This is a genomic window from Pseudomonas sp. A125, from assembly GCF_055409485.1.
The window spans coordinates 97,376-123,337 of record NZ_JBUZVP010000001.1; the positions used below are offsets into that span (position 1 = coordinate 97,376).

The following is a 25,962-nucleotide window of genomic DNA, read 5'->3' on the forward strand; positions in this document are numbered from 1 at the left end:
CGACCCTCCCGTGATGAATAATCGCGCGCCCTGCTCGCAGCCTTTCGACACACTCCTGCGCCCGATAGCTGGCAGGCCCGTCAGCGCCTGACTGCACGTCGTGGTGGACCGCTTCCCGAGACATGCCATATCCATGGAAAAGCCCATGCTCAAACAACTTTGTATCCTGCTGGTGGAGGATCATCCCTTTCAATTGCTGGCCACCCGATGCCTGCTGCACAACTATGGCTACCACCACCTGGCCCTTGCTGAAAATGCCGAACAGGCACTGAGGCTGATGGCACAAACCGAAACGCCCTTCGATATCCTGCTCTGTGACCAATGTTTACCGGACTTGCCAGGGCTGGAGCTGATTGAAATAGCCAATCGGCGCGGCTTTATAAAAGCTGCCATCTTACTCAGCGGTTTACCCGTCAACGAACTGGAAAACCTGAAGGCCCAGGCCTTGCAACGCAACTTTCCATTACTCGGCTATTTGTCCAAGCCGTTGAACCGCGACGAACTGAATGCGCTTATAGACCCACCACCTTCGCACGCTTAACAAAAAGTAGGACATTAAACCCCAACCCCCTACGAAAACGGCGCATTGCAGAGCCGCTCTGGCGCTATCAACTACCGTGCAATCCCACCCACGCAAAATTCTTACACCCAAACAACAAAGACTCTATCGAGCGTAATCCATTGCTTTATTTTATGTAGGAACATTCTTGTTTTACGTTTGTTCCACGTTCAGTTCATCCTCCTTCACTGCCATGTGAGCTAATGTGCCGACTTTATTTGCGCTTGTATGGAATTTCATCATGAACTCAGTTTTTATTATCGACGACCACCCCGTTATCCGACTTGCCATTCGAATGTTGTTAGAACACGAAGGTTATAAAGTAGTGGGTGAAACCGACAACGGTTGTGACGCAATACAAATGGTCAAGGAGTGCCAGCCGGACCTCATCATTCTTGACATCGGAATTCCGAAACTCGACGGTTTGGAGGTCTTGTGCAGGTTCAACGCAATGAGCACACCGACCAAGACACTGATCCTGACCGCCCAGACCCCCAAACTCTTCGCCACACGGTGCATGCGCTCCGGCGCAGATGGCTACGTCTGCAAGGAGGGCGACTTGAGTGAATTGCTCAGTGCGATCAGGGCCGTGCTTTCGGGTTACAACTACTTTCCAAGCCAAGCCCTCAGCGGAAACTCCAATGAAGGAGACGTCAATGAAGAGCTTGAACTGTTCAAAGTCGTCAATGATCGCGAACTCATGGTATTGCAACTGTTTGCACAAGGCCGGACAAACAAGGAAATAGCCAAAGGCATGTTTCTTAGTAACAAAACTGTCAGCACCTACAAAAAAAGGCTCATGCAAAAATTAAAAGCCAAATCCTTGGTAGAACTTATCGAGATGGCAAAACGTAACGCGCTAGTGTGAGAAATCGGATGCCCAGGCGTATAAAGGACTATCTAATCATATTAAGTATCGGTGTGTGTCTCAGCACTTCCGCACCGGCCGCACCCACTGCGCCGGAGCAATATGCACTGCTGGGGCGTGCCGGTGCTGTCCAACTGGACACTCCCCTGAACAAAACACAACGCCAGTGGCTGCAAAACAAGCGGGAATTGATACTCGGCACCTCGGCGCCAGACTACCCGCCGTTCGATATCACCTCCAGCGGTCGCGACTATGAAGGGCTGACGGCCGATTACGCAGGCCTGGTGGCCCGGACCCTGGCGCTGCCGCTGACGGTACTGCGGTATTCCACGCGAGAGGCGGCGATCCAGGCCCTTGAAAACGGCGAAATCGATTTTCTCGGATCATCCAATGGTTTTGAAGCGGTAAATCCCAAGCTCGTCCTGTCACTGCCCTACGCAGTGGACCAGCCCGTGCTGGTGACCCGTGAAGGGGAAACCCGCAAGCTTGGCGAAGGCCTCGCCGGCCTGCGCCTGAGCCTCGTCTACCACTACCTGCCCCTGGAAGAAGTACAGGCGCTCTATCCGAAAGCGACCATCCATGCCTACCCGTCCTATCAAAACGCGTTGAATGCGGTTGCATTTGACCAGGCGGATGTATTTCTCGGCGATACCATTTCAACTCACTACATGATCAACAAGGGCTATCTGAAGAACATCCGGATGGCCAATTTCGGCAAGCACGAGGCACATGGGTTCAGCTTCGCCCTGCGCAAGGATCAACCCCTGCTCTTGAGCATCGTCGACTCGGTGCTTGATGGCGTGTCGACCTATGAACGCGACAGCATCGCCAAACGCTGGAGCGCAGGCAGCGATATCCTGTTGAGCGACCGCAAGTTGCAGTTGACCCTGCGTGAAGAGCGCTGGCTGATGGACCACCCGGTGGTGAAGGTGGTCGTCAACGAAACCCTTGCGCCACTGACGTTCTTTGATACCGACGCAAACTTCCGCGGCATCACTGCCGACCTGCTGGAATTGATCCGCCTGCGAACGGGCCTGCGCTTCGAGATTCAACACGTGCGTGACGTTGCCAGCATGATCGACCAGATCAATACCGGCGCGGCCGATATCATCGGCGCAATCACCCCCAGCGCCGGCCGCGAGTCCCAACTGAACTTCAGCCGGCCCTACCTGGAAAACTCCTACGTACTGCTGACGCGTAAAGAAGCAGGCGCGCCTGCAAGCCTTCAGCAAATGGAAGGCAAGCGCCTGGCAATCACCCAGGGCAACCCGCAGGAAAAGTTCCTGCAGCAGGAGTTCCCCCAGATCAACCTGGTGCAAACCGGGGACACCTTCAAGGCATCGGAGTTGTTGACACAAGGCCAGGTAGACGGGGCGGTGAGCCCTTTGGTGGTCGCCAACTACTTCCTGTCCTCGCCGGTGTTCCAGGACAAACTGCAAATCAGCGCCAGTATCGGCACGCTGCCTGCTACATTTGCGTTGGCGACGTCCCGTCGGGCCACCGAGCTGAGTTCGATCATCGACAAGGCGCTGCTCAGCATCGCCCCGGATGAACTGGCGGCGATCAACAGCCGTTGGCGCGGCTACAACGCGGCCTCCGATGGCTACTGGCGCAATTACCACCGCCTGATTGCCCAGATCATCATCGGCACCGGGCTGCTGTTATTGATTTCCCTGGCCTGGAACGGGTACCTGCAACGCCAGATCAAGCACCGCAAGTTGGCCGAACGCGCCCTTGGCGACCAGTTCGAGTTCATGCGTGCCCTGGTCAACGAAACACCGCACCCGATCTACGTACGCGACCACAACGGCTTCCTGCAGACCTGCAACGACAGCTACCTGCAAACGTTCGACGTCAAGCGTGAAGACGTGATTGGTAAAAGCATCACCCAAATGAACATGGCCCTGGAAACGGAGGCAGCTCAATACCATGCCGACTATCAGCGGGTTGTGTCCGAAGGCCAACCGCTGATCCTTGACCGCACCCTGCATGTTCACGGGAAAAAACTCACGATTTACCATTGGATTCTTCCGTACCGCGACTCCATGGGCGAGGTCCAGGGCATCATTGGCGGCTGGATCGACATCAGCGAACGGCGCCAGCTGTTCGATGAGCTGCGTGCCGCCAAGGAGCGCGCCGATGAAGCCAACCGGGCGAAAAGCACCTTCCTGGCCACCATGAGCCACGAAATTCGCACACCGATGAACGCCGTGATTGGCATGCTGGAGTTGACACTCAAGCGCGCCGACCAAGGGCACCTGGATCGCCCTGCCATCGAGGTGGCCTACAATTCGGCCAAGGACCTGCTGGAACTGATCGGCGATATCCTGGACATCGCACGCATCGAATCCGGCCGATTGAGCCTGGCTCCGGAGCGGGTCAACCTGCGCGAGGTGATCGAGTCGGTGGTGCGTGTCTTCGATGGCCTCGCGCGCCAGAAAACCCTGAGCCTGGTGCTGGAGTTCACCCCTGAGGCCGACGATACCGACGTACTGATCGACCCGTTGCGGTTCAAGCAGGTGCTTTCGAACCTGGTGAGCAATGCGATCAAGTTCACTGAACGCGGGCAGGTAAAGATCAAGGTGCAACTGAAGGCTACCGGGCAACCGCAACAGATCGAGATGAAACTGGTGGTGGAGGACACCGGTATCGGAATAAATCGCGAAGACCAGGCTCGCCTGTTCGAACCCTTTGCCCAGGCCGATAACTCCGGGCACCTGGCAAGGAGCGGCGCGGGCCTGGGCCTGGTGATTTGCCGCAGCCTGTGCGCAATGATGGGCGGCCAGTTAAGCCTGAGCAGCGTGCCCATGGTGGGTACGCAGGTTCACGTCAGCCTGAAGATGGCCAGCCTGCTGCCAGTCAAGGCTGTTGGCAAGCTGGAGCCTGCCGCGGCCACGCCGGCGCCGGTGCTCAATGTACTGGTAGTGGACGACCATCCGGCCAACCGCTTGCTCATGTGCCAGCAACTGGGTTTCCTGGGGCATCAGTTCACGGCCGCCCATCATGGTGCTGCGGGGTTCCAGGCCTGGCGCCAGGAACACTTCGACCTGGTCATTGCCGACTGCAATATGCCGATCATGAACGGCTATGAGTTGAGTCGCTCGATTCGCGAGTATGAGCTGCGCGAGCAAAAAACACCGTGTGTGATACTGGGTTTCACCGCCAATGCCCAACCCGAGGAGAAGCAGCGCTGCTTCGATGCTGGCATGAACGATTGCCTGTTCAAACCCATCAGCCTCACCTCGCTGGAACAGCAACTGGCGCAAGTCGACCCGCTGCCGTCCCGCACGGTGTTCACCCTTCAGAGCCTGGACGCGATGACCGGCGGCGACCCTCAGTTGAGCCGACGCTTGCTTGAAGAGCTGTTGAGCAGCAGCCGGCATGATCGAGTCGAGCTCATGGACCTGCTGGCCCTCCAAGCCGCCCCCCAGTGCCTGGTAGAGCAGGCCCACAAGATCAAGGGCGCCGCACGGATCATCCAGGCGCAAACCTTGGCCGGGCAATGCGAAACACTGGAACAGGCCTGTGGCCAAGGCGAGCATCGGCACACGATCGAGGCGGGAATCAAGGCGATGGAGAAATCCATGCTTGAACTGGAAAGGATGCTACAGATGCAACTGGACGTCCTGGACCGCCGGTAACCTGGAGCGAGCTTGCTCGCGAAAATCGCCATCGATAACGCGGGCATTCTGGCTGCACGCGGTGTTCTTTGGTTTTTTGCGAGCAAGCCCGCTCCTACAACAAGAGGGTCAGTGCATCAGCAGTCGGTCAGCCGCAGGAAAATCGCCGCCAACTGCTCGATGCCGGCCTGATCCTGCGCGGTAAACCGCGACAGTGATGGGCTGTCCAGGTCCAACACACCAATCAAGCGCCCGTCCTTGACCAACGGAACGACCAACTCGCTGTTCGACGCACTGTCACAGGCGATATGCCCCGGAAATGCATGCACGTCTTCCACCCGCTGGGTTTGCAGCGAGGCCGCTGCCGCGCCGCACACACCGCGACCAAACGGAATGCGCACACAGGCAATCTGGCCCTGAAAAGGCCCGAGCACCAACTCTTCATTGCGGTTTAGGTAGAAACCCGCCCAGTTCAAATCGTCCAGCTGATTGAACAGGAATGCAGAAAACTGCGCCGCATTGGCAATGAAGTCCCGTTCATCCGCCAGCAACGACTCCAACTGCGCATGCAGCATGGCGTAACCATCAAGGCCGGCTGCGGACGGTTGCAAATCAATCATGGTTGACGCTCCAACAACTTGAGGCCCACCCAATAGCGGGCGAACTGATAGGCACAACGGCCGTTGCGATTGCCACGCCCGGTGGCCCAGCGCACTGCGAGGATGTCCAGTTCTTCATCGCGCTGCCACTGCAAACCAGCCTTGCTCGCCAACTCGCCGATCCAGTGCTCGACCACATCCAGGAAGTGTTCCTGATTGAACGGGTAAAACGACAGCCACAAACCGAAACGGTCAGACAAGGCAATCTTGTCCTCCACCGCTTCGTTGGGATGCAGTTCGCCGTCTACGGTCTTCCAGTTTTCGTTATCGCTCTGGTTCTCGGGCACCAGGTGGCGACGGTTGGAGGTGGCATACAACAAGACGTTTTCCGGTGCCTGCTCCAGGGAGCCGTCGAGCACGCTCTTGAGCACACGGTAATCACTCTCGCCGGCTTCAAAGGACAGGTCATCACAGAACAGCACAAAGCGCTGTGGCAATTTGACCAGTTGCTCGACCACTCGCGGCAGATCCGCCAGGTGATCGCGCTCGATCTCGATCAGGCGCAAACCGGCCTTGGCATGCTGGGCGAGCAAGGCGCGCACCATGGACGATTTACCCGTGCCGCGCGAGCCCCAGAGCAACGCATGGTTGGCCGGCAGGCCGTCGAGAAACTGTTGGGTGTTGCGGGCCAGTTGTTCGCGCTGTTTATCCACGCCGATCAAGTCAGACAGGCGCATGTCCAGGCTGACTTCCAGCGGCAGTAAAAAGCCGCTGCGTCCTTCGCGCTGCCAGCGGGCAGCCAGGCAATGGTTCCAGTCAACAGCCTCGCGCGGGGCGGGCAACAAGGGTTCCAGGCGAGCAAGTACCGCGTCGGCTCGCTCAAGAAAGGCATTCAATCGAGAATCCACGACTATTCCTCTGGCAAGTTCTTGTAAAAGATGGCGTATTGGCAACCCTGAGGCAGACCGTGCAGGGCTGCACCGAATAAAATCGATTCATGCCGGGCAAGTTTGACCTGTGGATGTTCAGCTATGCTTGCCGGGCGAAAGGAAACGTAAAGTGGTACAGCACCCGATGGATATCAAGTTCGCCCACCGCTTGTCTTATAAACAAGCCAGACTGACAGTGCTGGTCGGATTCGTCTTGGGAACCTTGCTCAGCCTGATACAGATCGGGATTGATTATGCCAGCGAAGACGCTTCCATCAACCGGGAAATACGTGCACTGATTGAAATCAGTCACAACCCGGCCTCGCGCATCGCCTATAACATCGACGCCGAACTGGCCCAGGAGCTGACCCTCGGCCTGCTGCACTCCCCCGCCATCACCCATGCACAACTGATCGACAACAACGGTTTGGTACTGGCCGATGTCCATCGACCGCGCAAGGAAAGCACCTACCGGCCCATCAGCGACTTCCTGTTTGGCGCCAACCGCCAATTCGAAGACCGGCTGTACCTCGCGCACATGCCCAATGACGCCCTCGGCGTGCTGCGCCTGGACGTCGACACCTACGCGTTCGGCAGCCGGTTCCTGCGCCGTGCCGAAATCACCCTGCTCAACGGTTTTGCCCGCAGCCTGCTCCTCACCGGCATTCTGCTGGCGCTGTTCTACGTAATGCTGACCAAGCCGCTGGTGCGCATTATTCGCGAGCTGAGTTCACGCAAGCACGCGCGACTGGACTGCCCACCGGGACACGAACACGATGAAATCGGCGTGTTGGTCGACGTCGCCAACCAACAGTTTGAAAACATGGAGACCGAAATCCAGCAGCGACGGCACGCCGAGAACCGCCTCACGGAATACCTCGGGCAACTGGAGAACATCGTTTCTGCGCGTACCACCGAGCTCAAGGCGATCAACCATCGGCTCAGTCTTTCAAACGACGAACTGGAAGCGGCGAAGATGACGGCCCTGGCCATGGCCCAGGCACGGGCGGCGTTCCTGGCCAACATGAGCCATGAAATCCGTACCCCGCTCAATGGCCTGCTGGGGATGATCGCTCTCTCCCTCGACAGCCCGCTGAACGCCGAGCAACGCCAGCAGCTGTCGATCGCCCATGACTCGGGCAAAGTACTGGTGGAACTACTTAACGATATCCTCGACCTGTCCAAGTTCGACGCCGGCCAACTGGAACTGGAAAACATCCCGTTCGACCTCGGCGCACTGGTGGAAGACACCGCCAACCTGCTCTCGCAAAATGCCGCGCCCAGTGTGGAGTTGACGTGCCTGATCGACCCGCAGTTTCCAGCCCAGGTGCTGGGCGACCCGACGCGGGTACGCCAAATCGTCAGCAACCTGCTGTCCAACGCCCTGAAGTTCACGCGGTTTGGCCGGGTGGACGTGCGCCTCAGTGCGCAAGCCGACCGGGTCAGGATCGAGGTGTGCGACACCGGTATCGGGATCGCCCAGGACGCCCAGGTGAAGATCTTCCAGCCGTTCACCCAGGCCGGCGCGGGCATCACTCGCCAGTTTGGCGGGACCGGCCTGGGTCTGGCGCTTACCCACAACCTGTGCGAAGCCATGCAGGGACGGTTAAGCATCAGTTCCGAGGCAGGCTTTGGCAGCCAGTTCTGCGCCGACCTGCCCTTAGCCACGCATTTACCGGCGGTGCGCCTGGCGCCGTTGTCCGGGGACGTAATTGCGATCACCAGCACCAGCAGTGGCCTGGCGGAATTGCTCAACGGCCTGCTGCCGAGCTGGGGGCTGACGCCGCGCTGTTACTCCATCGACGACGACTTGAGCGGGCAGAACCCCGACCTGCTGATCACCGACTGCCCCGAATGCCTGTTTCGCCTGCGCCCGACGATCACCGCGCCGATCTTGCTGGTGACCGCCTATGGCAACTTCATGCCCAGCGAAGAAGTCGCGGCCCTGGCGCCCCTGCAGCAGCAAGCCAGGCCCCTGAGCCGCACCGCGCTGTACCAGATTTTGCAACGCAACTTGCGCACCGATCCCGACCTGGTGCTGGACCTGATCCAACTGGAAACCGGCCCGCTCGCTCATCGGGCGCGCATCCTGCTGGTGGAAGACAACCCGGTTAACCAACTGGTGGCCAAGGGCATGCTCGGCAAACTCGGTTGCGAGGTAATCGTCGCCGCCCACGGTGGCGAAGCCCTCAAGTTGCTGGAAGAACAGAGCTTCGACATGGTGTTGATGGACTGCAACATGCCGGTGATGGATGGCTATGAAGCCAGCCGGCAGATTCGCCGCAGCGGGCGCTGGCCGGACCTGCCAATTGTCGCGCTGACCGCCAACGCCATGTCCGAGGAGCGTGAGCGCTGCCGGGCGGCCGGCATGAACGACTACCTGGCCAAGCCGTTTCGCCGGGAAGAACTCAAGGCTTTGCTCGACCTGTGGGTGCCGACTACGACAAGTCTTTGATCTGGCGCAACAGCTGATCCAGGCCATCACGCAGGGCATCGGCCTGGTTCAGGTCAACTCCGCTGTCACACAGCAGCCGGGCTTTGAGGGGTAGCACCCGGTTACGCAGGTGCCGGCCTTCCTCGGTCAGGCTCAGGTGCACTTCACGCTCATCCAGCGCGCTGCGCTGGCGCCTCACCAGGGCTAGCTGCTCCAGACGCTTGAGCAGCGGCGTCAGCGTGCCGGAATCCAGCAACAGGCGCTCGCCCAAGGCCTTGACCGTGGGTTGTGGCATGGCCGCACCGTGCCATTCCCACAGCACCAGCATCACCAGGTATTGCGGGTAGGTCAGGCCCAACTGCTCAAGCATCGGCTTGTAGGCCCGGGTGACCGCGCGCGAGGCCGCGTAGAGCTTGAAGCACAGTTGGTCGTCGAGAGCCAGGGACAGGTCGGTCATTTGAGCAGGGCTTCGATCTCTTGGGTCAGGTCCTGGGGCTTGGTGGTGGGGGCAAAACGCTTGACCACCTGGCCGTCGCGGCCGATCAGAAACTTGGTGAAGTTCCACTTGATGCCCTTGGAACCCAGTAAACCCGGGGCCTGCTTTTTAAGCTGCACGAACAACGGGTGAGCATCGCTGCCGTTGACGTCGATCTTCTTGAACAACGGGAAGCTGACACCGAAGTTCAACTCGCAAAATTCCGAAATGGCGCCTTCGTTGCCCGGCTCCTGCTTGCCGAACTGGTTGCAGGGAAAGCCCAGCACCACCAGGCCCTGGTCCTTGTAGTGCTGCCAGAGTTCCTCAAGCCCCTTGTATTGGGGGGTAAAGCCACATTTGCTGGCGGTATTGACCACCAGAATCGCCTTGCCGGCAAAATCGGCCAAGGTCTTTTGCTCACCCTTGATGGTGGTGCAAGGGATGTTCAGCAGGTTGTCGCTCATGGCAGTGCCTCGAAAGAGATAGGAAGAACCAAAAGATAGTAGGCAATTCAATTGTGTGCAATTTAATTGCCCGGGCTTATACCTGCCTATAACACCCCCTGCGGGCGCCAAGGCCCGCAGAAGGTCGACGGTCTAGCGTGGCACCAGATCCAAGCACACCGAATTGATGCAGTAACGCAAGCCGGTCGGCGGCGGGCCATCCGGGAACACATGACCCAAGTGCGCATCGCACTTGGCGCAGGTGACTTCGGTGCGGACCATGCCATGGCTGACGTCCCGAATCTCGACCATCGCCTGCTCGGCGATCGGCTCGTAGAAGCTGGGCCAGCCGCAGCCGGAGTCAAACTTGGCTTTGGAATCGAACAGCGGCTCATTGCAGCAGATGCAGTGGTAGACGCCATCGGTCTTGGTGGCGTTGTACTTGCCGCTGAACGGTCGCTCGGTGCCTTTGAGGCGGCACACGTTGTACTGCTCCGGGTCGAGCATGGCTTTCCATTCATCAACGGTTTTCTGCAACTTTTCCATCGGTACACCTCGGCAACTGAAAAAGCCTGATCTGTGTCTTTTCCATGGATCAGGCGGCACGTATGATTGCGCCTCGTCAAAGCGCCAGTCTGGCACCCGCGTTACCGGCATTCAAACGTATTTATGGGTCAGGCCAACGCAGGATTCTCAGCACGGTAGTCTTCACACCGTCTGGATCGTTCATTTTCAGGATCACATCGCCATGCAGGTCAGCAAATCGAACAAGCTCGCCAACGTCTGCTACGACATTCGCGGCCCGGTGCTCAAGCACGCCAAGCGCCTGGAAGAGGAAGGCCATCGCATCCTCAAGCTGAACATCGGCAACCCGGCACCCTTTGGCTTCGAAGCGCCGGAGGAAATCCTTCAGGACGTGATCCGCAACCTGCCTACCGCCCAAGGCTACAGCGACTCCAAAGGCCTGTTCAGTGCGCGCAAGGCGGTCATGCAGTACTACCAGCAAAAGCAGGTTGAAGGTGTCGGCATCGAAGACATCTACCTGGGCAACGGCGTGTCCGAGCTGATCGTCATGTCCATGCAGGCCCTGCTTAACAACGGCGACGAAGTACTCGTTCCGGCCCCCGATTATCCGCTGTGGACGGCCGCCGTCACACTGGCCGGCGGCCATCCAGTGCACTACCTGTGTGACGAGGGCGCCGACTGGTTCCCGGACCTGGCCGACATCAAGGCCAAGATCACCCCGAATACCAAGGCGCTGGTTATCATCAACCCGAACAACCCCACCGGCGCGGTGTACTCCAGGGAAGTGCTGCTGGGCATGCTCGAACTGGCACGCCAGCACAACCTGGTGGTGTTTTCCGACGAGATCTACGACAAGATCCTGTACGACGATGCCGTGCACATCTGCACGGCTTCCCTGGCGCCCGACCTGCTGTGCCTGACCTTCAACGGCCTGTCGAAGTCCTACCGGGTGGCGGGTTTCCGTTCCGGCTGGATCGCAATTTCCGGCCCCAAGCACAATGCCCAGAGCTACATCGAGGGTATCGACATGCTGGCCAACATGCGCCTGTGTGCCAACGTGCCGAGCCAGCATGCCATCCAGACCGCCTTGGGTGGCTACCAGAGCATCAACGACCTGGTACTGCCACAGGGCCGCCTGCTGGAGCAGCGCAACCGTACCTGGGAACTGCTGAACGCAATTCCGGGCGTCAGCTGCGTGAAGCCCATGGGCGCGCTGTATGCTTTCCCGCGGATCGACCCGAAAGTGTGCCCGATCTTCAACGACGAGAAGTTCGTGCTTGATTTGCTGCTGTCGGAAAAGCTGCTGGTCGTCCAGGGCACGGCGTTCAACTGGCCGTGGCCGGATCACTTCCGGGTGGTCACGCTGCCGCGGGTGGATGACCTGGAGATGGCCATTGGTCGTATCGGCAACTTCCTGAAGTCCTATCGCCAGTAACCGACATTGCGCTGTACGGCCCACCCCCGGTCGTACAGCGATTATCTGGCAACACTTCTCTACCCTGCGCGGCCCGCGCCACCTTTTACACTCGCCGGCTCTACCGTTGCTTGGGCATCACCCTATAATTACAGGGCCGCGAGCTAATGAGGCGAGGCTCTCGAACTGCATCTGGCGTCGGAAATTCCCTTCAAGGCTCTACATTCAGGCTGTAGGACACAGTTTGAAATAGTCCCTCGGTTGAATACCCCCATGCCGCACCTTATATACCCCGCAGTACGCGACATATTTAGCATGAGGAGAATTCTACAACCATGATGCGCATTCTGCTGTTCTTGGCCACTAACCTGGCGGTCGTGCTGATTGCCAGCATCACGCTGAGCCTTTTCGGCTTCAATGGGATCATGGCGGCCAACGGGGTTGATCTGAACCTCAATCAGCTGCTGATCTTCTGTGCGGTCTTTGGTTTTGCCGGGTCGATTTTCTCGCTGTTCATCTCCAAGTGGATGGCGAAGATGAGCACCAGCACCCAGATCATCACCCAGCCACGTACCCGGCATGAGCAATGGCTGCTGCAAACCGTCGAGCAATTGTCCCGCGAAGCCGGGATCAAGATGCCTGAAGTCGGGATCTTCCCGGCCTATGAAGCCAATGCCTTTGCCACCGGCTGGAACAAGAACGACGCCCTTGTGGCCGTCAGCCAAGGCTTGCTCGAGCGTTTTTCGCCCGACGAGATCAAGGCCGTGCTGGCCCACGAGATCGGCCACGTGGCCAATGGCGACATGGTCACTTTGGCGCTGGTGCAAGGCGTGGTGAACACCTTCGTGATGTTCTTTGCGCGGATCATCGGCAATTTCGTCGACAAGGTGATTTTCAAGAATGAACAGGGCCAGGGCATCGCCTACTACGTGGCGACCATTTTCGCCGAACTGGTACTGGGTTTCCTCGCCAGCTCGATCGTGATGTGGTTTTCACGCAAACGCGAATTCCGCGCAGACGAAGCCGGTGCACGCCTGGCCGGTACCGGCGCAATGATCAGCGCCCTGCAGCACCTGCGCTCCGAACAGGGCTTGCCGGTGCACATGCCGAACACCCTGACAGCCTTTGGCATCAACGGTGGTATCAAGCAAGGCATGGCTCGTCTGTTCATGAGCCATCCACCGCTGGAAGAGCGGATTGACGCACTGCGTCGCCGCGGCTGATAGAAACAAGAAGAAGGGGCGATTTGATCGCCCCTTTTTTGTGGGCGCGATTCAGTCTTTGGCCAGGCGATACACTCGCTCTTCCAGGCGTGTGACGCCCTCCTGAACGAACTTCCAGCTCTGGTCCAGAATGTCCTGCTCCTGCAGTACCTCCAAGCTCCAATGCGCGCCGAGCAGCAGCTTCACTTCCTCGTCGCTCACCGCAAACGGCGGGCCCGCCTTCTGCGACTGTTCATAGTCGAGGGTGATTAACAGGCCACGACTGCCTGCCGCCAGAATCCTGGTCAAGTGCGCGACGTACTTTTCTCGCATCAACGGCGGCAAGGCAATCAACGCCGCCCGGTCGTAAAGCGCCCGGCAATCTGCCACTGCGCCTGCATCCAGGGCGAAGAAATCCCCGCACCAGAGTTCGATGGAGCCCGCCTGGTAGACCTTGAAAGCACCGCGCTGACTGATCTGCGGCGTCAGTTCCTGCTCGCTGAAAAACTCCTCAACGGCCTTTTCCGACAGTTCGACCCCAATCACCCGATGCCCGACACTCGCCAGCCACACCAGGTCCAGGCTCTTGCCGCACAACGACACCAACACTTGCGCTGTGCGCTCCACGCCCAGCCCAGGCCAGTGGCGCAGCAGGTATGGATTCACCTCGGGCAGATGAAACCCCGTCTGATTGCGCGCCCACCGCTCATGCCAAAATCCAGGTTCCATGATTAACCCTAAAACTTGATCAAATAGCGCTAAAACTTATATTAGATTTAGATCAATGATCTGATTGAAGATGGCCCCATCTTAACCCTCAGGACCCGCTCATGCTCCCCAGCCTGTTTATCTCCCACGGTTCGCCCATGCTCGCCCTGCAACCAGGCGCCAGCGGCCCGGCACTCAAGCGCCTGGTGGCGGAGCTGCCACGGCCCAAGGCCATTGTGGTGGTCTCGGCGCACTGGGAAAGCCAAGGCCTGTTGGTGACCGGCAGCGCCGCACCCGAGACCTGGCACGACTTCGGCGGCTTCCCACGTGAACTGTTTGCCGTGCAGTACCCGGCGCCTGGTGACCCGCAATTGGCAGGCCAGATAGTCGAGCTGCTCAAGGCGGACGGCCTGGAGGCGCGGATTGATGACCAGCGCCCCTTCGACCACGGCACCTGGGTGCCCCTGTCACTGATGTACCCGGCCGCCGATATTCCGGTGGTGCAGGTATCGCTGCCAAGCCGCATGGGCCCTGCCCTGCAAACCCGTGTCGGCCACGCACTGGCGAGCCTGCGGGAACAAGGCGTGCTGTTGATCGGTTCCGGCAGCATCACCCATAACCTCGGCGAACTGGACTGGCACGCCGGGCCTGAAAGCATCGAGCCCTGGGCACGGGACTTTCGCGATTGGATGGTCAGCAAACTGGCAGCCAACGATGAAGCCGCCCTGCATGACTATCGCCGCCAGGCACCCCACGCCGTGCGCAGCCATCCCAGCGACGAGCATTTGCTGCCGCTGTATTTCGCCCGGGGCGCAGGCGGTGAATTCAGCGCGGCCCACCAAGGCTTCACCATGGGTGCGCTGGGCATGGACATCTATCGCTTCGCTTGATCGCAGGCAAAAAAAATCCCCGAACCAGTCGGGGATTTTTTATGTTCGATCAATCAGCCCAAAGGCGGATCAATCTTCGCGGTAGCGACGCAGCTTCAACTGCTTACCGGCAACGCGAGTGTCCTTCAGCTTGGTCAGGAGTTTCTCCAGGCCATCTTCCGGCAGCTCCACCAGGGAGAAGCTGTCACGCACCTGGATGCGACCGATCGCTTCACGTGCCAGGCCACCCTCGTTGAGGATAGCGCCCAGCAGGTTCTTGGCGGCGATGCCATCACGCGCGCCCAGCGCGGTACGGCAGCGAGCACGGCCTTCAGCCAATGGAACCGGAGCACGACGCTCGCGATCACCACGGTCTGGACGGTCGCCAGTACGTTCTGGACGATCACCGCGCGGAGCGTTGTTCGGCACCAGTGGACGTTCTTTCTCGATCGCCGCCAGGGTCAGGGCTTGACCATTGGTAGCCTTGCGCAGCAGGGCTGCAGCCAGGGCACGCGGGGTGCAACCGATATCGGCAGTCAGGCGGTCCAGCAGATCACCGTGGGTCGATTCAGCGTCAGCCACCAGCGGCGACAGGCTGTTGGTCAGTTTCTTGATGCGGGCATCGAGAACAGCCTGGGCATCCGGCAGGCGGACTTCGGCAACTTTCTGACCGGTTACACGCTCGATCACTTGCAGCATGCGGCGCTCACGTGGAGTCACCAGCAGCAGTGCACGACCTTCGCGACCGGCACGGCCGGTACGGCCGATACGGTGAACGTAGGACTCTGGATCGTAAGGCATGTCCACGTTGAACACGTGGGTGATACGTGGAACGTCGAGGCCACGGGCAGCAACGTCGGTCGCCACAACGATGTCCAGACGGCCATCCTTGAGGGAGTCGATCACGCGCTCACGTTGGTTCTGGGCAATGTCACCGTTCAGCGCAGCGGCTTTGTAGCCTTTGGCTTCCAGGGCACTGGCCAGGTCCAGGGTCGCTTGCTTGGTTCGCACGAACATGATCAGGGCGTCGAAGTCTTCGACTTCCAGCAGGCTCAATACAGCCGAGGTCTTCTGGTCAGCGTGAACCAACAGGTGAGCCTGTTCGATCGCGGTAACGGTCTGAGTCTTGGTCTGGATCTTCACGTGTTGCGGATCGCGCAGATGGCGTTCGGCAATGGCACGGATCGACTGTGGCAGGGTAGCCGAGAACAGTACGGTCTGACGGGTTGCTGGCAGCGCCTTGAAGATGACTTCCAGGTCGTCCATGAAGCCCAGCTTGAGCATTTCGTCAGCTTCGTCCAGAACCAGGTGGTTCACGGTCGACAGCACTTTTTCGTCGCGACGCAAGTGGTCGCACAGACGGCCCGGGGTGGCGACAACGATCTGTGCGCCGTTACGGATTGCTTTCAGTTGTGGGCCCATAGGCGCGCCGCCGTAAACGGCCACAACGGTAACGCCCGGCATTTGCTTGGCGTAGGTTTCGAAAGCGGTTGCTACTTGCAGCGCCAACTCACGGGTTGGCGCCAGGATCAGGGCTTGCGGCTCGCGCTTGGCAGGATCGATACAGTGCAGGATTGGCAGGGCGAACGCGGCGGTTTTACCGGTACCGGTTTGCGCTTGGCCAATCATGTCTTGGCCGGCCATGATGATCGGGATCGATTGCTGCTGAATAGCCGAAGGTTCTTCGTAGCCAGTCGCGATGACGGCAGCAAGAATATTCGGGTTAAGATTAAAAGCGGCGAAGCCGCCGGTTTCCTGGGTCATGGGTCTGCCTCTAAGTGCATCCGCAAAGACCCATGCTCCAAAGCTGCGCATGCCGTGTTGAGACTCAAGAGTCGCCCTGGCTGCTTTGTCGGCGGGGATTTGCGAAAACGAATGAATGAAAAAGATTCGTCAAGGAAGAGTCCGCTGTGCGGACGAGCAGCCGAAGCTGACTTCGGGGAATTGCGCTACCTAAACGCGGCCCGGTTAAAGGCCGGCGCGCACTATACCGGAAATCGCTGAAAAAGGGAGCTTTTTTTATCGAAAACCACAGGGGAACTGCTCTGCGTCAAAGGCTTTGCGCATCCAGGCAGCAGGGTCTATTTTTCAAAGGCCCGGCCCTGTTGGTCATGACGCTTAAACGGTTCACCCTTAACAGCGGGCCCTTCGGTCCGAAACCTCATTTTGCGCCCGAGGGCACACCCCATGAACCAAGCCACCAGCAGCCGCGTCAGCCGTGAACAGCAGGGCCATATCCTGTTGCTGGGCCTGGATCGCGTGGCCAAGCGCAATGCGTTCGACCTCGAGTTGCTCAATGAGTTGAGCCTGGCGTATGGCGAATTTGATCGCAATGAAGAGGCGCGGGTGGCCATTGTCTTTGGGCATGGCGATCATTTTACCGCAGGGCTGGACCTGGCCAATGTGGGGCCAACCATGGCGCAGGGCTGGCAGCCGCCGTTGGGTGGCTGTGATCCGTGGGGTGTTTTCGCCGGGCCCCGGGTGAGTAAACCGGTGATCGTTGCGGCCCAGGGGTACTGCCTGACGATTGGTATCGAGCTGATGCTGGCGGCGGATATCAATCTGTGTGCCAGTAATACTCGTTTTGCGCAGATGGAAGTGCAGCGTGGGATCTTTCCTTTTGGGGGCGCGACGTTGCGTTTTCATCAGATTGCCGGGTGGGGGAATGCCATGCGCTGGTTGCTCACTGGGGATGAGTTTGATGCCCACGAGGCGCTGCGGTTGGGGTTGGTGCAGGAGGTGATGGCCAGCGAGGATTTGCTGCCTCGGGCGGTGGCCTTGGCAAACCGCATTGCGCAGCAGGCGCCGTTGGGGGTGCAGGCCACGCTGATGTCAGCGCGCCAGGCGCGGATGGAGGGCGAGACAGCGGCGGCGGCCGGATTGCCTGTGTTGGTGGAGAAACTGCTGAACAGTGAAGATGCCAAGGAGGGTGTACGGGCGATGGTCGAGAAGCGGCCCGGGGTGTTTAAAGGCTGTTGATGGGGGGCTTGAGGGCGGGTACATATCCGTTATTTGGGTGATGGCTTGTATGGGTTCCGCCCTTACGGCGGGTCACTTTTGAAAGGAGCCCAAAAGTAACCAAAAGGCTCTTGCCCCACCACTCGGCACCTCGCTTAGGCTCGGTGTGCCCTCACTCCGGCATTACTCCGCGGGCCGCCGCGACGGCCCGTCCCTGGCCCGTCGCGGCTAAACCGGCGTCCTGCCGGTTTACCCGCTCCGTAATACCTGCGTTCGGCCAGCGTGGTTGACGGGGCGCCTAAGATCAAGATCACAAGCAGATCAAGAACACAGCGGCCTACAGGCCGGCTTGAGTGTTAAAAGCCAGATCAACAGCTAAAGCGGGCACGGTTCCAATGTAGGAGCTGGCTTGCCGGCGATGGCATCGCCTCTGTGTATCTGAAAGTCCGAGTTGCCTGCATCGCCGGCAAGCCAGCTCCTACAGCTTTTGCCTTGGCTTTTAACACTCAGGTCGGCTTTCAGGCCGCCGTGCACTTGATCTTGCTTGTGATCTTGATCTGACTGCCCCATTCAGCCCGAGGCCGAACGCAGGGATTGAGGAGCGGGTAAACCGGCAGGACGCCGGTTTAGCCGCGACGGGCCAGGGACGGGCCGTCGCGGCGGCCCGCGGAGCAATGCCGGAGTGAGGGCACACCGAGCCTAGGCGAGGTGCCGACAGGCGGGGCAGAGCGTTTTGGTTACTTTTGCGCTTTTCAAAAGTGACCGGCTGTAAGAGCGGAACCATAAGCCGCCGTTACCCCAATAACGGATAAACACACCCTCCAAAAACCTAAGTAGCAGCCCGAATCGCCTTGATCAACGCCTGCAACGAATACCCCAACCGCGGCGCCAACTCCTCAGCCCGTGCAGACAACGCAGGCATATCCAAAGCCTGGTCCAAATCCGCCGGCACCAAAAGAATCACATTCCCCTCCTTCACCGGCAACTCCCAGTAGTGCCGATGATACAACCCACGCAACAACGCCGCCCCCAGCGGTTTACCATCATCCGTAGCCCACTGATTAATCACCAGCCACCCCCCAGGATTCAGCTTCTTCTGGCAGTTCTCCAGGAACTTCCAGGCCAAATGCCCAACCCCCGGCCCCACATCGGTATACAAATCAACAAAAATCAAATCCGCCGACTCAGCAGTGGGCAGCAACTCCAGCGCATCCCCGACACGGATATACAGCCGAGGATCATCATCCAACCCCAAAAACTCGATAGCCAGGCGCGGCACATCAGGCCGCAGCTCGATGGCCTCAACATCTTCCAGAGGCAGAAACTTCAGGCAAGCCTGGGTCAACGTCCCAGCCCCCAACCCAAGAAACAACGCACTCTCCGGCTGATCATGGCACAACGCCCCAATCAGCATCGCCCGGGTATAGTCGTACTCCAGCCAACTTGGGTCAGCCGTAAACACACAACTCTGCTCAATGGCATCGCCAAATTCGAGAAAGCGATAATCGGCCACTTCCAGCACGCGGATCATGCCGAAGTCATCATGGACCTCGGCCAGCAGGCGCTCGACGCGCTCCTCAGACATTGCAACTCCTAACGGCGTGCCAACGGGAAAAGCGAGATTGTGGGCGAACCGGCGGCAGCAGGTCACGTACTAATTGCTGATAACATGGCGCCCCGACCGCAAATCACTCGAGTTCATGATGAGCCAACCCTGGAGCCCCGACAGCTGGCGCGCCCTGCCGATCCAGCAACAACCCCAGTACCCCGACGCTGCACATTTGTCACAGGTCGAGCAAAACCTGGCGAGTTACCCGCCACTGGTGTTTGCCGGTGAAGCCCGTGAGTTGCGCCGTCAGTTTGCCGAGGTCACCCAGGGTCGCGCCTTCCTGTTGCAAGGCGGTGATTGCGCCGAGAGTTTTGCCGAGTTCTCGGCGGCAAAAATCCGCGACACCTTCAAGGTGCTGCTGCAGATGGCGATCGTGATGACCTTCGCCGCCGGTTGCCCGGTGGTCAAGGTCGGCCGCATGGCCGGCCAGTTCGCCAAGCCGCGCTCGTCCAACGATGAAACCATCGACGGCATCACCCTGCCCGCCTACCGCGGCGATATCGTCAACGGCATTGGCTTCGATGAAAAAAGCCGCGTGCCCGACCCCGACCGCCTGCTGCAGTCCTACCACCAGTCCACCGCCACACTGAACCTGCTGCGGGCATTTGCCCAGGGCGGTTTTGCCGACCTGCACCAGGTGCACAAGTGGAACCTGGACTTTATCGCCAACTCGGCCCTGGCCGAAAAGTACAGCCAACTGGCCGACCGTATCGATGAAACCCTGGCCTTCATGCGCGCCTGCGGCATGGACAGCTCGCCGCAATTGCGCGAGACCAGCTTTTTCACCGCTCACGAGGCGCTGCTGCTCAACTACGAACAAGCGTTCGTACGCCGCGACAGCCTGACCAACGACTACTACGACTGCTCGGCGCACATGCTGTGGATCGGTGATCGCACCCGCCAGCTGGACGGTGCCCACGTCGAATTCCTGCGCGGGGTCAACAACCCGATCGGGGTCAAGGTTGGCCCAAGCATGAACCCCGACGACCTGATCCGCCTGATCGATATCCTCAACCCGGACAACGACCCCGGCCGCCTGAACCTGATTGCGCGCATGGGTGCGAACAAGGTTGGCGACCATCTGCCGAACCTGATTCGCGCGGTACAGCGTGAAGGCAAGCAGGTGCTGTGGAGTTCCGACCCGATGCACGGCAACACCATCAAGGCCAGCAGCGGCTACAAAACCCGGGACTTCGCGCAGATCCTCAGCGAGGTGAAGGAATTCTTCCAGGTGCATGAAGCCGAAGGCACTTACGCCGGCGGGATTCATATCGAGATGACCGGGCAGAACGTCACCGAGTGCATCGGCGGCGCACGGCCGATTACCGAGGATGGCCTGTCGGACCGCTACCACACCCACTGTGACCCACGGATGAATGCCGATCAGTCGCTGGAATTGGCGTTCCTGATTGCCGAGACGCTAAAACAGGTCAAGCGCTAAGAGCGCCACCCGCAACCGCGCCGCACTGGCCCGCTGGCAATTGAGCTGTATCTGCTCAAGCCCGAGCCAGTCGGCCATCTGCCGCAGATTCAGGGCCAGCGCCCGCATACCCTCCTCGTCCAGCCCCGGCTCTTCCTCGTGAACTGCATGCACCGCCAGCCGCCCTGCCGCCCGCTCCGCGCGTAAATCCACCCGCGCCGCGATCCGCTCATTGTGCAGGAACGGCAGTACGTAATAGCCGTACACCCGCTTGTGCTGGGGCGTGTAGATCTCCAGACGGTAGCGGAAATCGAACAACCGCTCGGTACGGCTGCGCTCCCAGATCAGTGAATCAAAAGGCGATAACAACGCACTGGCCGGCACCTTGCGCGGGATTTTCGGCTCGGGCAGGCAATAAGCCGGCTGCTTCCAGCCCTGCACTTCGCACGCTATCAATTGCCCGTCCTCGACCAACTCCGCCAGGCGCGCCCGGCTGTCGGCCGGGTCCAGGCGAAAGTAATCGCGCAGGTCTTTTTCGGTGCCCACCCCCAACGCCGTGGCGCTGTGCAACAGCAAGCCGCGTTGCGCCTCGGCCTCGCGCAAAGGTGTTTGCTGCAGAATGTCAGCCGGGATCACCCGCTCCGGCAAGTCATACAACCGCTCAAAACCGCGCCGCCCGGCGACGGTCACCAAGCCTGCGGCGAACAACCATTCCAGCGCATGCTTTTCATCACTCCAATCCCACCACGGGCCGGCGCGCCCCTCGCGGGTCGACAAACTGCCCGCGCCCACGGCGCCCTGTTGCTCGACGATGCCCAGCACCCGCGCGATGGTGGCCTGCTGCTCGCGACCAAACCGCGCCATTTGCTGATAGATGCCCTGCCCCTGAGCCGCCCGCTCCATGCGCCAGCGCATCAATGGGTACAGCGCCATCGGCAGCAACGAAGCCTCGTGCCCCCAATACTCGAACAGCGACCGCCGCCGGCCCGAGCTCCAGGCAGCCTGTTCAAGAATCAACGGGGAGTAATTACCCAGGCGGGAAAACAGCGGCAGGTAGTGCGAGCGCACCACCGCATTTACCGAATCAATCTGCAACACACCCAAACGCTCAACCAGGCGATTGACCTGTGCGGCCTTGATCAACGCAGGCGGCTGGCGCCCGGAAAAACCCTGGGCCGCCAGCGCCAGGCGTCGCGCCTGCTTGAGGGAAAAGGACAATTGTGCGGGCATGTGCATCTCCTTGTGTGCTCGCGAACCACCCTACTGCATCCCGAGTCATTTTCGCAGCGGGTCTTCCCAAAAATGCAGGCGGGCTTCCTGCTCGACATCGCCACGGTTGAGCCCGATGTCTTTGAGCGCCTCATCGCTCATGCTCATCAACAGTTGCCGTTCACGGTGCATGGCAAGCCAACGGAAACCCCATTGAAACAGCCCGGAAAACGGCCGCGTCGCCATCAGTACAAAGCCTCTTTGACCTTTCATCATCTTGCCCTCCAGTGGGGATGACTGAAGTCTGTACCTGGGGCTATGATCAATCCAACGAATGTTTCTTATGCTATACATCTCGGAGATTGATCGATTGTCCAGCTACCCGAGTATCGACACTGAAGTGCTGCGCACCTTCGTCGCCATCGCCGACCAGGGTGGTTTTACCCGTGCCGGCGAGCAGGTCAACCGCACCCAGTCGGCGGTGAGCATGCAAATGAAACGCCTCGAAGAAGACGTGTTGCAGCGCAAGCTGTTCGAGCGCGATGGCCGCCAGGTGCGGTTGACGCCCGAAGGCCAAGTGCTGTTGGGCTATGCCCGCAGAATCCTGAAGCTGCATAGCGAGGTGTTCAACACCCTGCGCGAGCCGCATATGGTGGGGCTGGTGCGCATCGGCACCCCAGACGATTACGTGATGCGTTTTCTGCCGGGCATCCTCAAGCGCTTTTCCAAGGCATACCCGCTGATCCAGATTGAAATGCACTGCGAGTCGTCAGTGGTGTTGATGCAGCGCCGGGACCTCGCCCTGACCGTAATCAGCCGCGAACCAGGCTACGAAATCGGCGAGTTGTTGCGCACTGAACGCTTGGTGTGGGCAGCGGCACCCTGCTTTTGCGTGAATGAACACGAGACGCTGCCCCTGGCGATTTCCGGCGTCGACAGTTTTTGCACCCAGTGGACCCGCGGTGCGCTGGATGCGGCCGGACTTGACTACCGCCTGGCGTACCACAGCTCCAACGGCGCGGCGATTCAGGCGGTGGTCGGTGCCGGGTTGGCGGTGATGGCCAGCATGGAAAGCCTGGTAACCGAAGACCTGCGCATACTGGGCTCGGCAGAAGGGCTCCCGCCGCTGCCGTCGATGAACCTGCGCTTGCTGCGCAACACGGCAATGACCTCACCGATCACCGAATGCCTGGCGGAGTACATCCTCGAAGGCTTCAAACTTTAAAGGTCAGCATCACCGCGCAAATCGCCAGGAACCCGCAGAACAGCCCGCGCAACATACGCTCCGGCATGGCGTGGGCGACTTTTACGCCCCAACTGATACTGAGCAGGCCACCAACGGCCAAGGGCATGCCGATCATCCAGTCCACTTCATGGTGCCAGGCGTAAGTCACCAGGGTCACGCTGGTGCTCGGCAGCGCCAGGGCCAGCGACAGCCCTTGGGCAACCACCTGGCTGGTGCCAAAGATGCTGGTCAGCACCGGGGTGGCCACTACCGCACCGCCTACCCCGAATAAGCCGCCCATCGACCCGGAAGCCGCGCCCAACACCCCCAGCCACGGCCAGGAATAACGCATCTGCGCCGAAGGCGGCGCGTTATGGGTAAACATTCGCAAAAGGTTGTAGGACGCCAGCACCAGCAGAAACGCGATAAAACCCACGCGCATCACATCTGCATCAATCCCCACCGCCCAGATCGAGCCCAGCCAGGCGAAGGAAAAGCCCATCACGCCCAGCGGCAATGCATGACGCAGTTCAATCCGGTTGCGCTGGTGATAACGCCACAACGCGAGCATCACATTGGGCACCACCATTACCAGGGCCGTGCCCTGGGCGATCTGCTGGTCCAGGCCGAAAAACACGCCCAATACCGGAATCGCGATCAGCCCACCGCCAATGCCGAACAAGCCGCCGACGGTGCCCAACGCCACGCCCATCACCAAATACAACGCTAAATCTGCCACCACTGCTCTCCCGCCAATCCCAGGCCTTGCATGCTACGCAGTCCGGTGTAGCGCGGAAACGCACAGCAACGCACAATGGCTGTGCCAATCTCGCATAAGCAGCCGCCGATGAACCCCAACACCCTGACCGATCAACTGAGCCTGTTTCTGGATGTGCTGCAGGCCGGCAGCTTTTCCGCCGCCGCACGCCGCCATCCGCTCACGCCCTCGGCTGTGGCGCGGCGCATCGACAGCCTGGAAAGCTCGGTAGGCAGCCGGCTGTTTCAACGCAGCACCCATGCGGTGGTGCCAACCCCGGCCGGCCTGGCGTTTGCCGAGCGCGCCCGCCGAATTGTCAGCGAGCTGCAACTGGCACGCGCCGAAGCGGTGTCGTTGAGCCACGCACCTGAAGGGTTGATCCGGGTGGACGCGCCGGCGGCCTTTGGTCGACGGCATTTGGCGCCTGCCATTGCCGACTTTCTTAACGTTTACCCGGGTCTTGACGTGCACCTGCACCTGATCGACAGCTTCGTCGACATGCAGGGCGAGCATTTGGGCAAAGTCGACCTGGTGCTGCGCGCCGGGCATATCGTCGACACCCGGCTGATTGCCACGCCCCTGGCCAGTATCGTGCGCATCGCCTGCGCCAGCCCGGCCTACCTGAAAAGTCGCGGCACCCCCACCCATCCCAGCCAGTTGAACGAACACGATGGCCTGGACTGGGAAGGCTTGGCGCCGATGTTCGCCTGGCGTTTTGAGCTGGACGGGCACAAAGCCACCTACCGCCCACAGCGCATTCGCATGAGCGCCAACAATGCCGAAGCCCTGCTGTCAGGCGCCCTGGCCGGGCTGGGCATCGCACACCTGCCCACTTGGCTCGCCAGCGAGTACCTGGTACGCGGCGAATTGGTGCCACTGTTCTGCGAGAACGGCCTGCCCAACCCGGAAACCGCCGGCATCTATGCCCTGCGCCTGGAACAGCATGCCAACGCCCGCAGCCGCTTATTGCTGGAATACCTCAAGGCCCGCTTCAGCCCGGCAGCGCCTTGGGATCTGGCGCTGCAAAGCTCCTTTGGCTGACCACACAGACAAAATTATCTGGCGCGTTAAAGATTTGCCCGCTAGATTCAAAACCAGACACGTTTTAAGGCACTGCCATGACCAAGCCCCTCGAACCCTGCGAATCCCTGTTGCTCGACAACCAGCTGTGCTTTGCCCTGCATTCCACCTCGTTGTTGATGACCAAAGTCTACAAACCCCTGCTGCAAGCGCTCGGCCTGACCTACCCGCAGTACCTGGCCATGATGGTGCTGTGGGAAGAAGACGGCTTGACCGTAGGTGAAATCAGCAACCGCCTGCTGACGGACCCCGGCTCCCTGACGCCGCTGCTCAAGCGCCTGGAGGCCGAAGGCATGCTCAGTCGAACCCGCAGCCGAGAAGACGAGCGCGTGGTAGTAGTTGAGTTGACCAATGCCGGCCGCGCGCTGCGGGACAAGGCGATGGACATTCCGCAGTGCATCCTGGGCGCCAGCGGGCTGGACATCGAACAACTGCGCAAGCTGCAGGGGGAGTTACTGGCGCTGCGAGGGAATTTGCAGCGTAGCGTGTAACCAAGATCCGCGTGCCAGAAGGGCCCAACCCTCACACGCGGATTTTTTTGTAAATATATCTTGCGCACTAACTATTAGCGCGATACATTCATCTCGCCACTTACTTAGCGCGCAAATAATTAGCGCGAAACTGACGAGGAAATCACCATGCAAACTCTCTACACCGCAGTAGCTACCGCCACCGGCGGCCGTGATGGTCGCGCTGTTTCGAGCGATAACATCCTCGATGTAAAACTCTCTACGCCCAAAGAGCTGGGCGGCGCGGGCGGCCAGGCCACCAATCCTGAGCAACTGTTCGCTGCCGGTTATTCGGCCTGCTTCATCGGCGCCCTGAAATTCGTTGCCAGCCAGACCAAACGCAAAATCCCGGATGACGCTTCGATCACTGCCCACGTCGGCATCGGTCAAATCCCCGGCGGTTTCGGCCTGGATATCGACCTGCACGTCAGCCTGCCCGGCCTGGCCCAGGACGATGCCCAAAGCCTGGTCGACGCGGCCCACCAGGTCTGCCCGTACTCCAACGCCACCCGTGGCAACGTCGATGTGCGTCTGCACGTAACCGTCTAAC

24 protein-coding genes are annotated in these 25,962 nt (G+C 59.8%); 13 read left to right on the forward strand and 11 right to left on the reverse strand.

What is annotated here, in order from left to right; all coding sequences use genetic code 11:
- Positions 1 to 145: 145 nt before the first annotated feature.
- The 3 genes from ACZRN6_RS00480 to ACZRN6_RS00490 all read left to right on the forward strand — a co-directional run bounded on the left by ACZRN6_RS00480 (position 146) and on the right by ACZRN6_RS00490 (position 5,068).
- Positions 146 to 541, forward strand: a complete 396-nt coding sequence (locus ACZRN6_RS00480; protein ID WP_322144105.1) for a response regulator — start codon at positions 146 to 148, stop codon at positions 539 to 541.
- Positions 542 to 800: 259 nt separating this feature from the next.
- Complete coding sequence (locus ACZRN6_RS00485; protein ID WP_322144104.1) at positions 801 to 1,427, forward strand: response regulator transcription factor; 627 nt, start codon at positions 801 to 803, stop codon at positions 1,425 to 1,427.
- Between the two features lie 8 nt (positions 1,428 to 1,435).
- The gene (locus tag ACZRN6_RS00490; protein WP_464006970.1) at positions 1,436 to 5,068 is read left to right on the forward strand and encodes a transporter substrate-binding domain-containing protein; all 3,633 of its coding nucleotides are present in this window, start codon (positions 1,436 to 1,438) and stop codon (positions 5,066 to 5,068) included.
- Between the two features lie 116 nt (positions 5,069 to 5,184).
- On the opposite strand, the gene ACZRN6_RS00495 is transcribed toward ACZRN6_RS00490, so the two are convergent.
- Both ACZRN6_RS00495 and ACZRN6_RS00500 read right to left on the reverse strand, forming a co-directional pair.
- The gene (locus ACZRN6_RS00495; RefSeq protein ID WP_322144102.1) at positions 5,185 to 5,667 is read right to left on the reverse strand and encodes a GAF domain-containing protein; all 483 of its coding nucleotides are present in this window, start codon (positions 5,665 to 5,667) and stop codon (positions 5,185 to 5,187) included.
- Entirely contained in the window at positions 5,664 to 6,554 is an 891-nt protein-coding gene (locus ACZRN6_RS00500) for an ATP-binding protein (RefSeq protein ID WP_322144101.1), read from the reverse strand. Before ACZRN6_RS00500 ends, ACZRN6_RS00495 begins: the two co-directional genes overlap by 4 nt.
- A 166-nt stretch (positions 6,555 to 6,720) precedes the next feature.
- Here ACZRN6_RS00500 and ACZRN6_RS00505 point away from each other — a divergent pair, with 166 nt between their 5' ends.
- A complete protein-coding gene (locus ACZRN6_RS00505; RefSeq protein ID WP_464006971.1) occupies positions 6,721 to 9,030 on the forward strand; it encodes a hybrid sensor histidine kinase/response regulator in 2,310 nt (769 codons plus the stop codon).
- Here ACZRN6_RS00505 and ACZRN6_RS00510 read toward each other — a convergent pair.
- The 3 genes from ACZRN6_RS00510 to msrB all read right to left on the reverse strand — a co-directional run bounded on the left by ACZRN6_RS00510 (position 9,014) and on the right by msrB (position 10,473).
- Positions 9,014 to 9,466 carry a MarR family winged helix-turn-helix transcriptional regulator gene (locus tag ACZRN6_RS00510; protein WP_464006972.1) on the reverse strand — a complete coding sequence of 151 codons (453 nt, stop codon included), beginning with the start codon at positions 9,464 to 9,466 and terminating at the stop codon, positions 9,014 to 9,016. The two genes, ACZRN6_RS00505 and ACZRN6_RS00510, sit on opposite strands and share 17 nt — an antisense overlap.
- Entirely contained in the window at positions 9,463 to 9,948 is a 486-nt protein-coding gene (locus ACZRN6_RS00515) for a glutathione peroxidase (RefSeq protein WP_177047138.1), read from the reverse strand. Before ACZRN6_RS00515 ends, ACZRN6_RS00510 begins: the two co-directional genes overlap by 4 nt.
- Positions 9,949 to 10,080: 132 nt before the next feature.
- A complete protein-coding gene (msrB, locus tag ACZRN6_RS00520; RefSeq protein ID WP_464006973.1) occupies positions 10,081 to 10,473 on the reverse strand; it encodes a peptide-methionine (R)-S-oxide reductase MsrB in 393 nt (130 codons plus the stop codon).
- Between the two features lie 202 nt (positions 10,474 to 10,675).
- Between msrB and ACZRN6_RS00525 the strand changes: the two genes are divergently transcribed.
- Both ACZRN6_RS00525 and htpX read left to right on the forward strand, forming a co-directional pair.
- On the forward strand, positions 10,676 to 11,887 hold the full coding sequence (locus ACZRN6_RS00525) for a pyridoxal phosphate-dependent aminotransferase (protein WP_322144097.1): 1,212 nt from the start codon (positions 10,676 to 10,678) through the stop codon (positions 11,885 to 11,887).
- A 314-nt stretch (positions 11,888 to 12,201) separates the two neighbouring features.
- On the forward strand, positions 12,202 to 13,089 hold the full coding sequence (gene htpX / locus ACZRN6_RS00530) for a protease HtpX (protein WP_322144096.1): 888 nt from the start codon (positions 12,202 to 12,204) through the stop codon (positions 13,087 to 13,089).
- Positions 13,090 to 13,140: 51 nt separating this feature from the next.
- Here the strand turns inward: htpX and ACZRN6_RS00535 are convergent, their stop codons facing one another.
- Positions 13,141 to 13,797: a thiopurine S-methyltransferase gene (locus tag ACZRN6_RS00535; RefSeq protein ID WP_464006974.1), complete on the reverse strand. Its 657-nt coding sequence runs from the start codon at positions 13,795 to 13,797 to the stop codon at positions 13,141 to 13,143.
- 101 nt (positions 13,798 to 13,898) lie between these two features.
- Between ACZRN6_RS00535 and ACZRN6_RS00540 the strand changes: the two genes are divergently transcribed.
- Positions 13,899 to 14,666, forward strand: a complete 768-nt coding sequence (locus tag ACZRN6_RS00540; RefSeq protein ID WP_464006975.1) for a DODA-type extradiol aromatic ring-opening family dioxygenase — start codon at positions 13,899 to 13,901, stop codon at positions 14,664 to 14,666.
- 69 nt (positions 14,667 to 14,735) lie between these two features.
- Here ACZRN6_RS00540 and ACZRN6_RS00545 read toward each other — a convergent pair whose 3' ends face one another.
- Positions 14,736 to 16,409 carry a DEAD/DEAH box helicase gene (locus ACZRN6_RS00545; protein ID WP_003209050.1) on the reverse strand — a complete coding sequence of 558 codons (1,674 nt, stop codon included), beginning with the start codon at positions 16,407 to 16,409 and terminating at the stop codon, positions 14,736 to 14,738.
- Between the two features lie 423 nt (positions 16,410 to 16,832).
- Here ACZRN6_RS00545 and ACZRN6_RS00550 point away from each other — a divergent pair, with 423 nt between their 5' ends.
- Positions 16,833 to 17,624: a crotonase/enoyl-CoA hydratase family protein gene (locus tag ACZRN6_RS00550; RefSeq protein ID WP_322144093.1), complete on the forward strand. Its 792-nt coding sequence runs from the start codon at positions 16,833 to 16,835 to the stop codon at positions 17,622 to 17,624.
- A gap of 808 nt (positions 17,625 to 18,432) precedes the next feature.
- On the opposite strand, the gene ACZRN6_RS00555 is transcribed toward ACZRN6_RS00550, so the two are convergent.
- The gene (locus ACZRN6_RS00555) at positions 18,433 to 19,188 is read right to left on the reverse strand and encodes a spermidine synthase (protein ID WP_464006976.1); all 756 of its coding nucleotides are present in this window, start codon (positions 19,186 to 19,188) and stop codon (positions 18,433 to 18,435) included.
- Positions 19,189 to 19,306: 118 nt separating this feature from the next.
- Between ACZRN6_RS00555 and ACZRN6_RS00560 the strand changes: the two genes are divergently transcribed.
- Complete coding sequence (locus ACZRN6_RS00560; RefSeq protein WP_003218681.1) at positions 19,307 to 20,653, forward strand: class II 3-deoxy-7-phosphoheptulonate synthase; 1,347 nt, start codon at positions 19,307 to 19,309, stop codon at positions 20,651 to 20,653.
- Here the strand turns inward: ACZRN6_RS00560 and ACZRN6_RS00565 are convergent.
- Together ACZRN6_RS00565 and ACZRN6_RS00570 are read right to left on the reverse strand one after the other, a co-directional pair.
- The gene (locus ACZRN6_RS00565) at positions 20,633 to 21,862 is read right to left on the reverse strand and encodes a winged helix-turn-helix domain-containing protein (protein WP_464006977.1); all 1,230 of its coding nucleotides are present in this window, start codon (positions 21,860 to 21,862) and stop codon (positions 20,633 to 20,635) included. The genes ACZRN6_RS00560 and ACZRN6_RS00565 overlap by 21 nt on opposite strands.
- A 45-nt stretch (positions 21,863 to 21,907) precedes the next feature.
- On the reverse strand, positions 21,908 to 22,114 hold the full coding sequence (locus ACZRN6_RS00570; RefSeq protein WP_322144090.1) for a DUF1127 domain-containing protein: 207 nt from the start codon (positions 22,112 to 22,114) through the stop codon (positions 21,908 to 21,910).
- A gap of 70 nt (positions 22,115 to 22,184) precedes the next feature.
- On the opposite strand from ACZRN6_RS00570, the gene ACZRN6_RS00575 reads away from it, so the two are divergent.
- On the forward strand, positions 22,185 to 23,066 hold the full coding sequence (locus tag ACZRN6_RS00575; RefSeq protein WP_464006978.1) for a LysR family transcriptional regulator: 882 nt from the start codon (positions 22,185 to 22,187) through the stop codon (positions 23,064 to 23,066).
- Here ACZRN6_RS00575 and ACZRN6_RS00580 read toward each other — a convergent pair.
- Positions 23,056 to 23,805, reverse strand: coding sequence for a sulfite exporter TauE/SafE family protein (locus tag ACZRN6_RS00580; protein ID WP_322144088.1), 750 nt, complete (start codon positions 23,803 to 23,805; stop codon positions 23,056 to 23,058). The genes ACZRN6_RS00575 and ACZRN6_RS00580 overlap by 11 nt on opposite strands.
- Positions 23,806 to 23,913: 108 nt before the next feature.
- On the opposite strand from ACZRN6_RS00580, the gene ACZRN6_RS00585 reads away from it, so the two are divergent.
- The 3 genes from ACZRN6_RS00585 (at position 23,914) to ACZRN6_RS00595 (ending at position 25,961) form a co-directional block, all read left to right on the forward strand.
- Positions 23,914 to 24,864: a LysR family transcriptional regulator gene (locus ACZRN6_RS00585; protein WP_464006979.1), complete on the forward strand. Its 951-nt coding sequence runs from the start codon at positions 23,914 to 23,916 to the stop codon at positions 24,862 to 24,864.
- Between the two features lie 77 nt (positions 24,865 to 24,941).
- Positions 24,942 to 25,394, forward strand: a complete 453-nt coding sequence (locus ACZRN6_RS00590) for a MarR family winged helix-turn-helix transcriptional regulator (protein WP_464006980.1) — start codon at positions 24,942 to 24,944, stop codon at positions 25,392 to 25,394.
- Positions 25,395 to 25,541: 147 nt separating this feature from the next.
- The gene (locus ACZRN6_RS00595; protein ID WP_034126737.1) at positions 25,542 to 25,961 is read left to right on the forward strand and encodes an organic hydroperoxide resistance protein; all 420 of its coding nucleotides are present in this window, start codon (positions 25,542 to 25,544) and stop codon (positions 25,959 to 25,961) included.
- Position 25,962 lies beyond the last annotated feature (1 nt).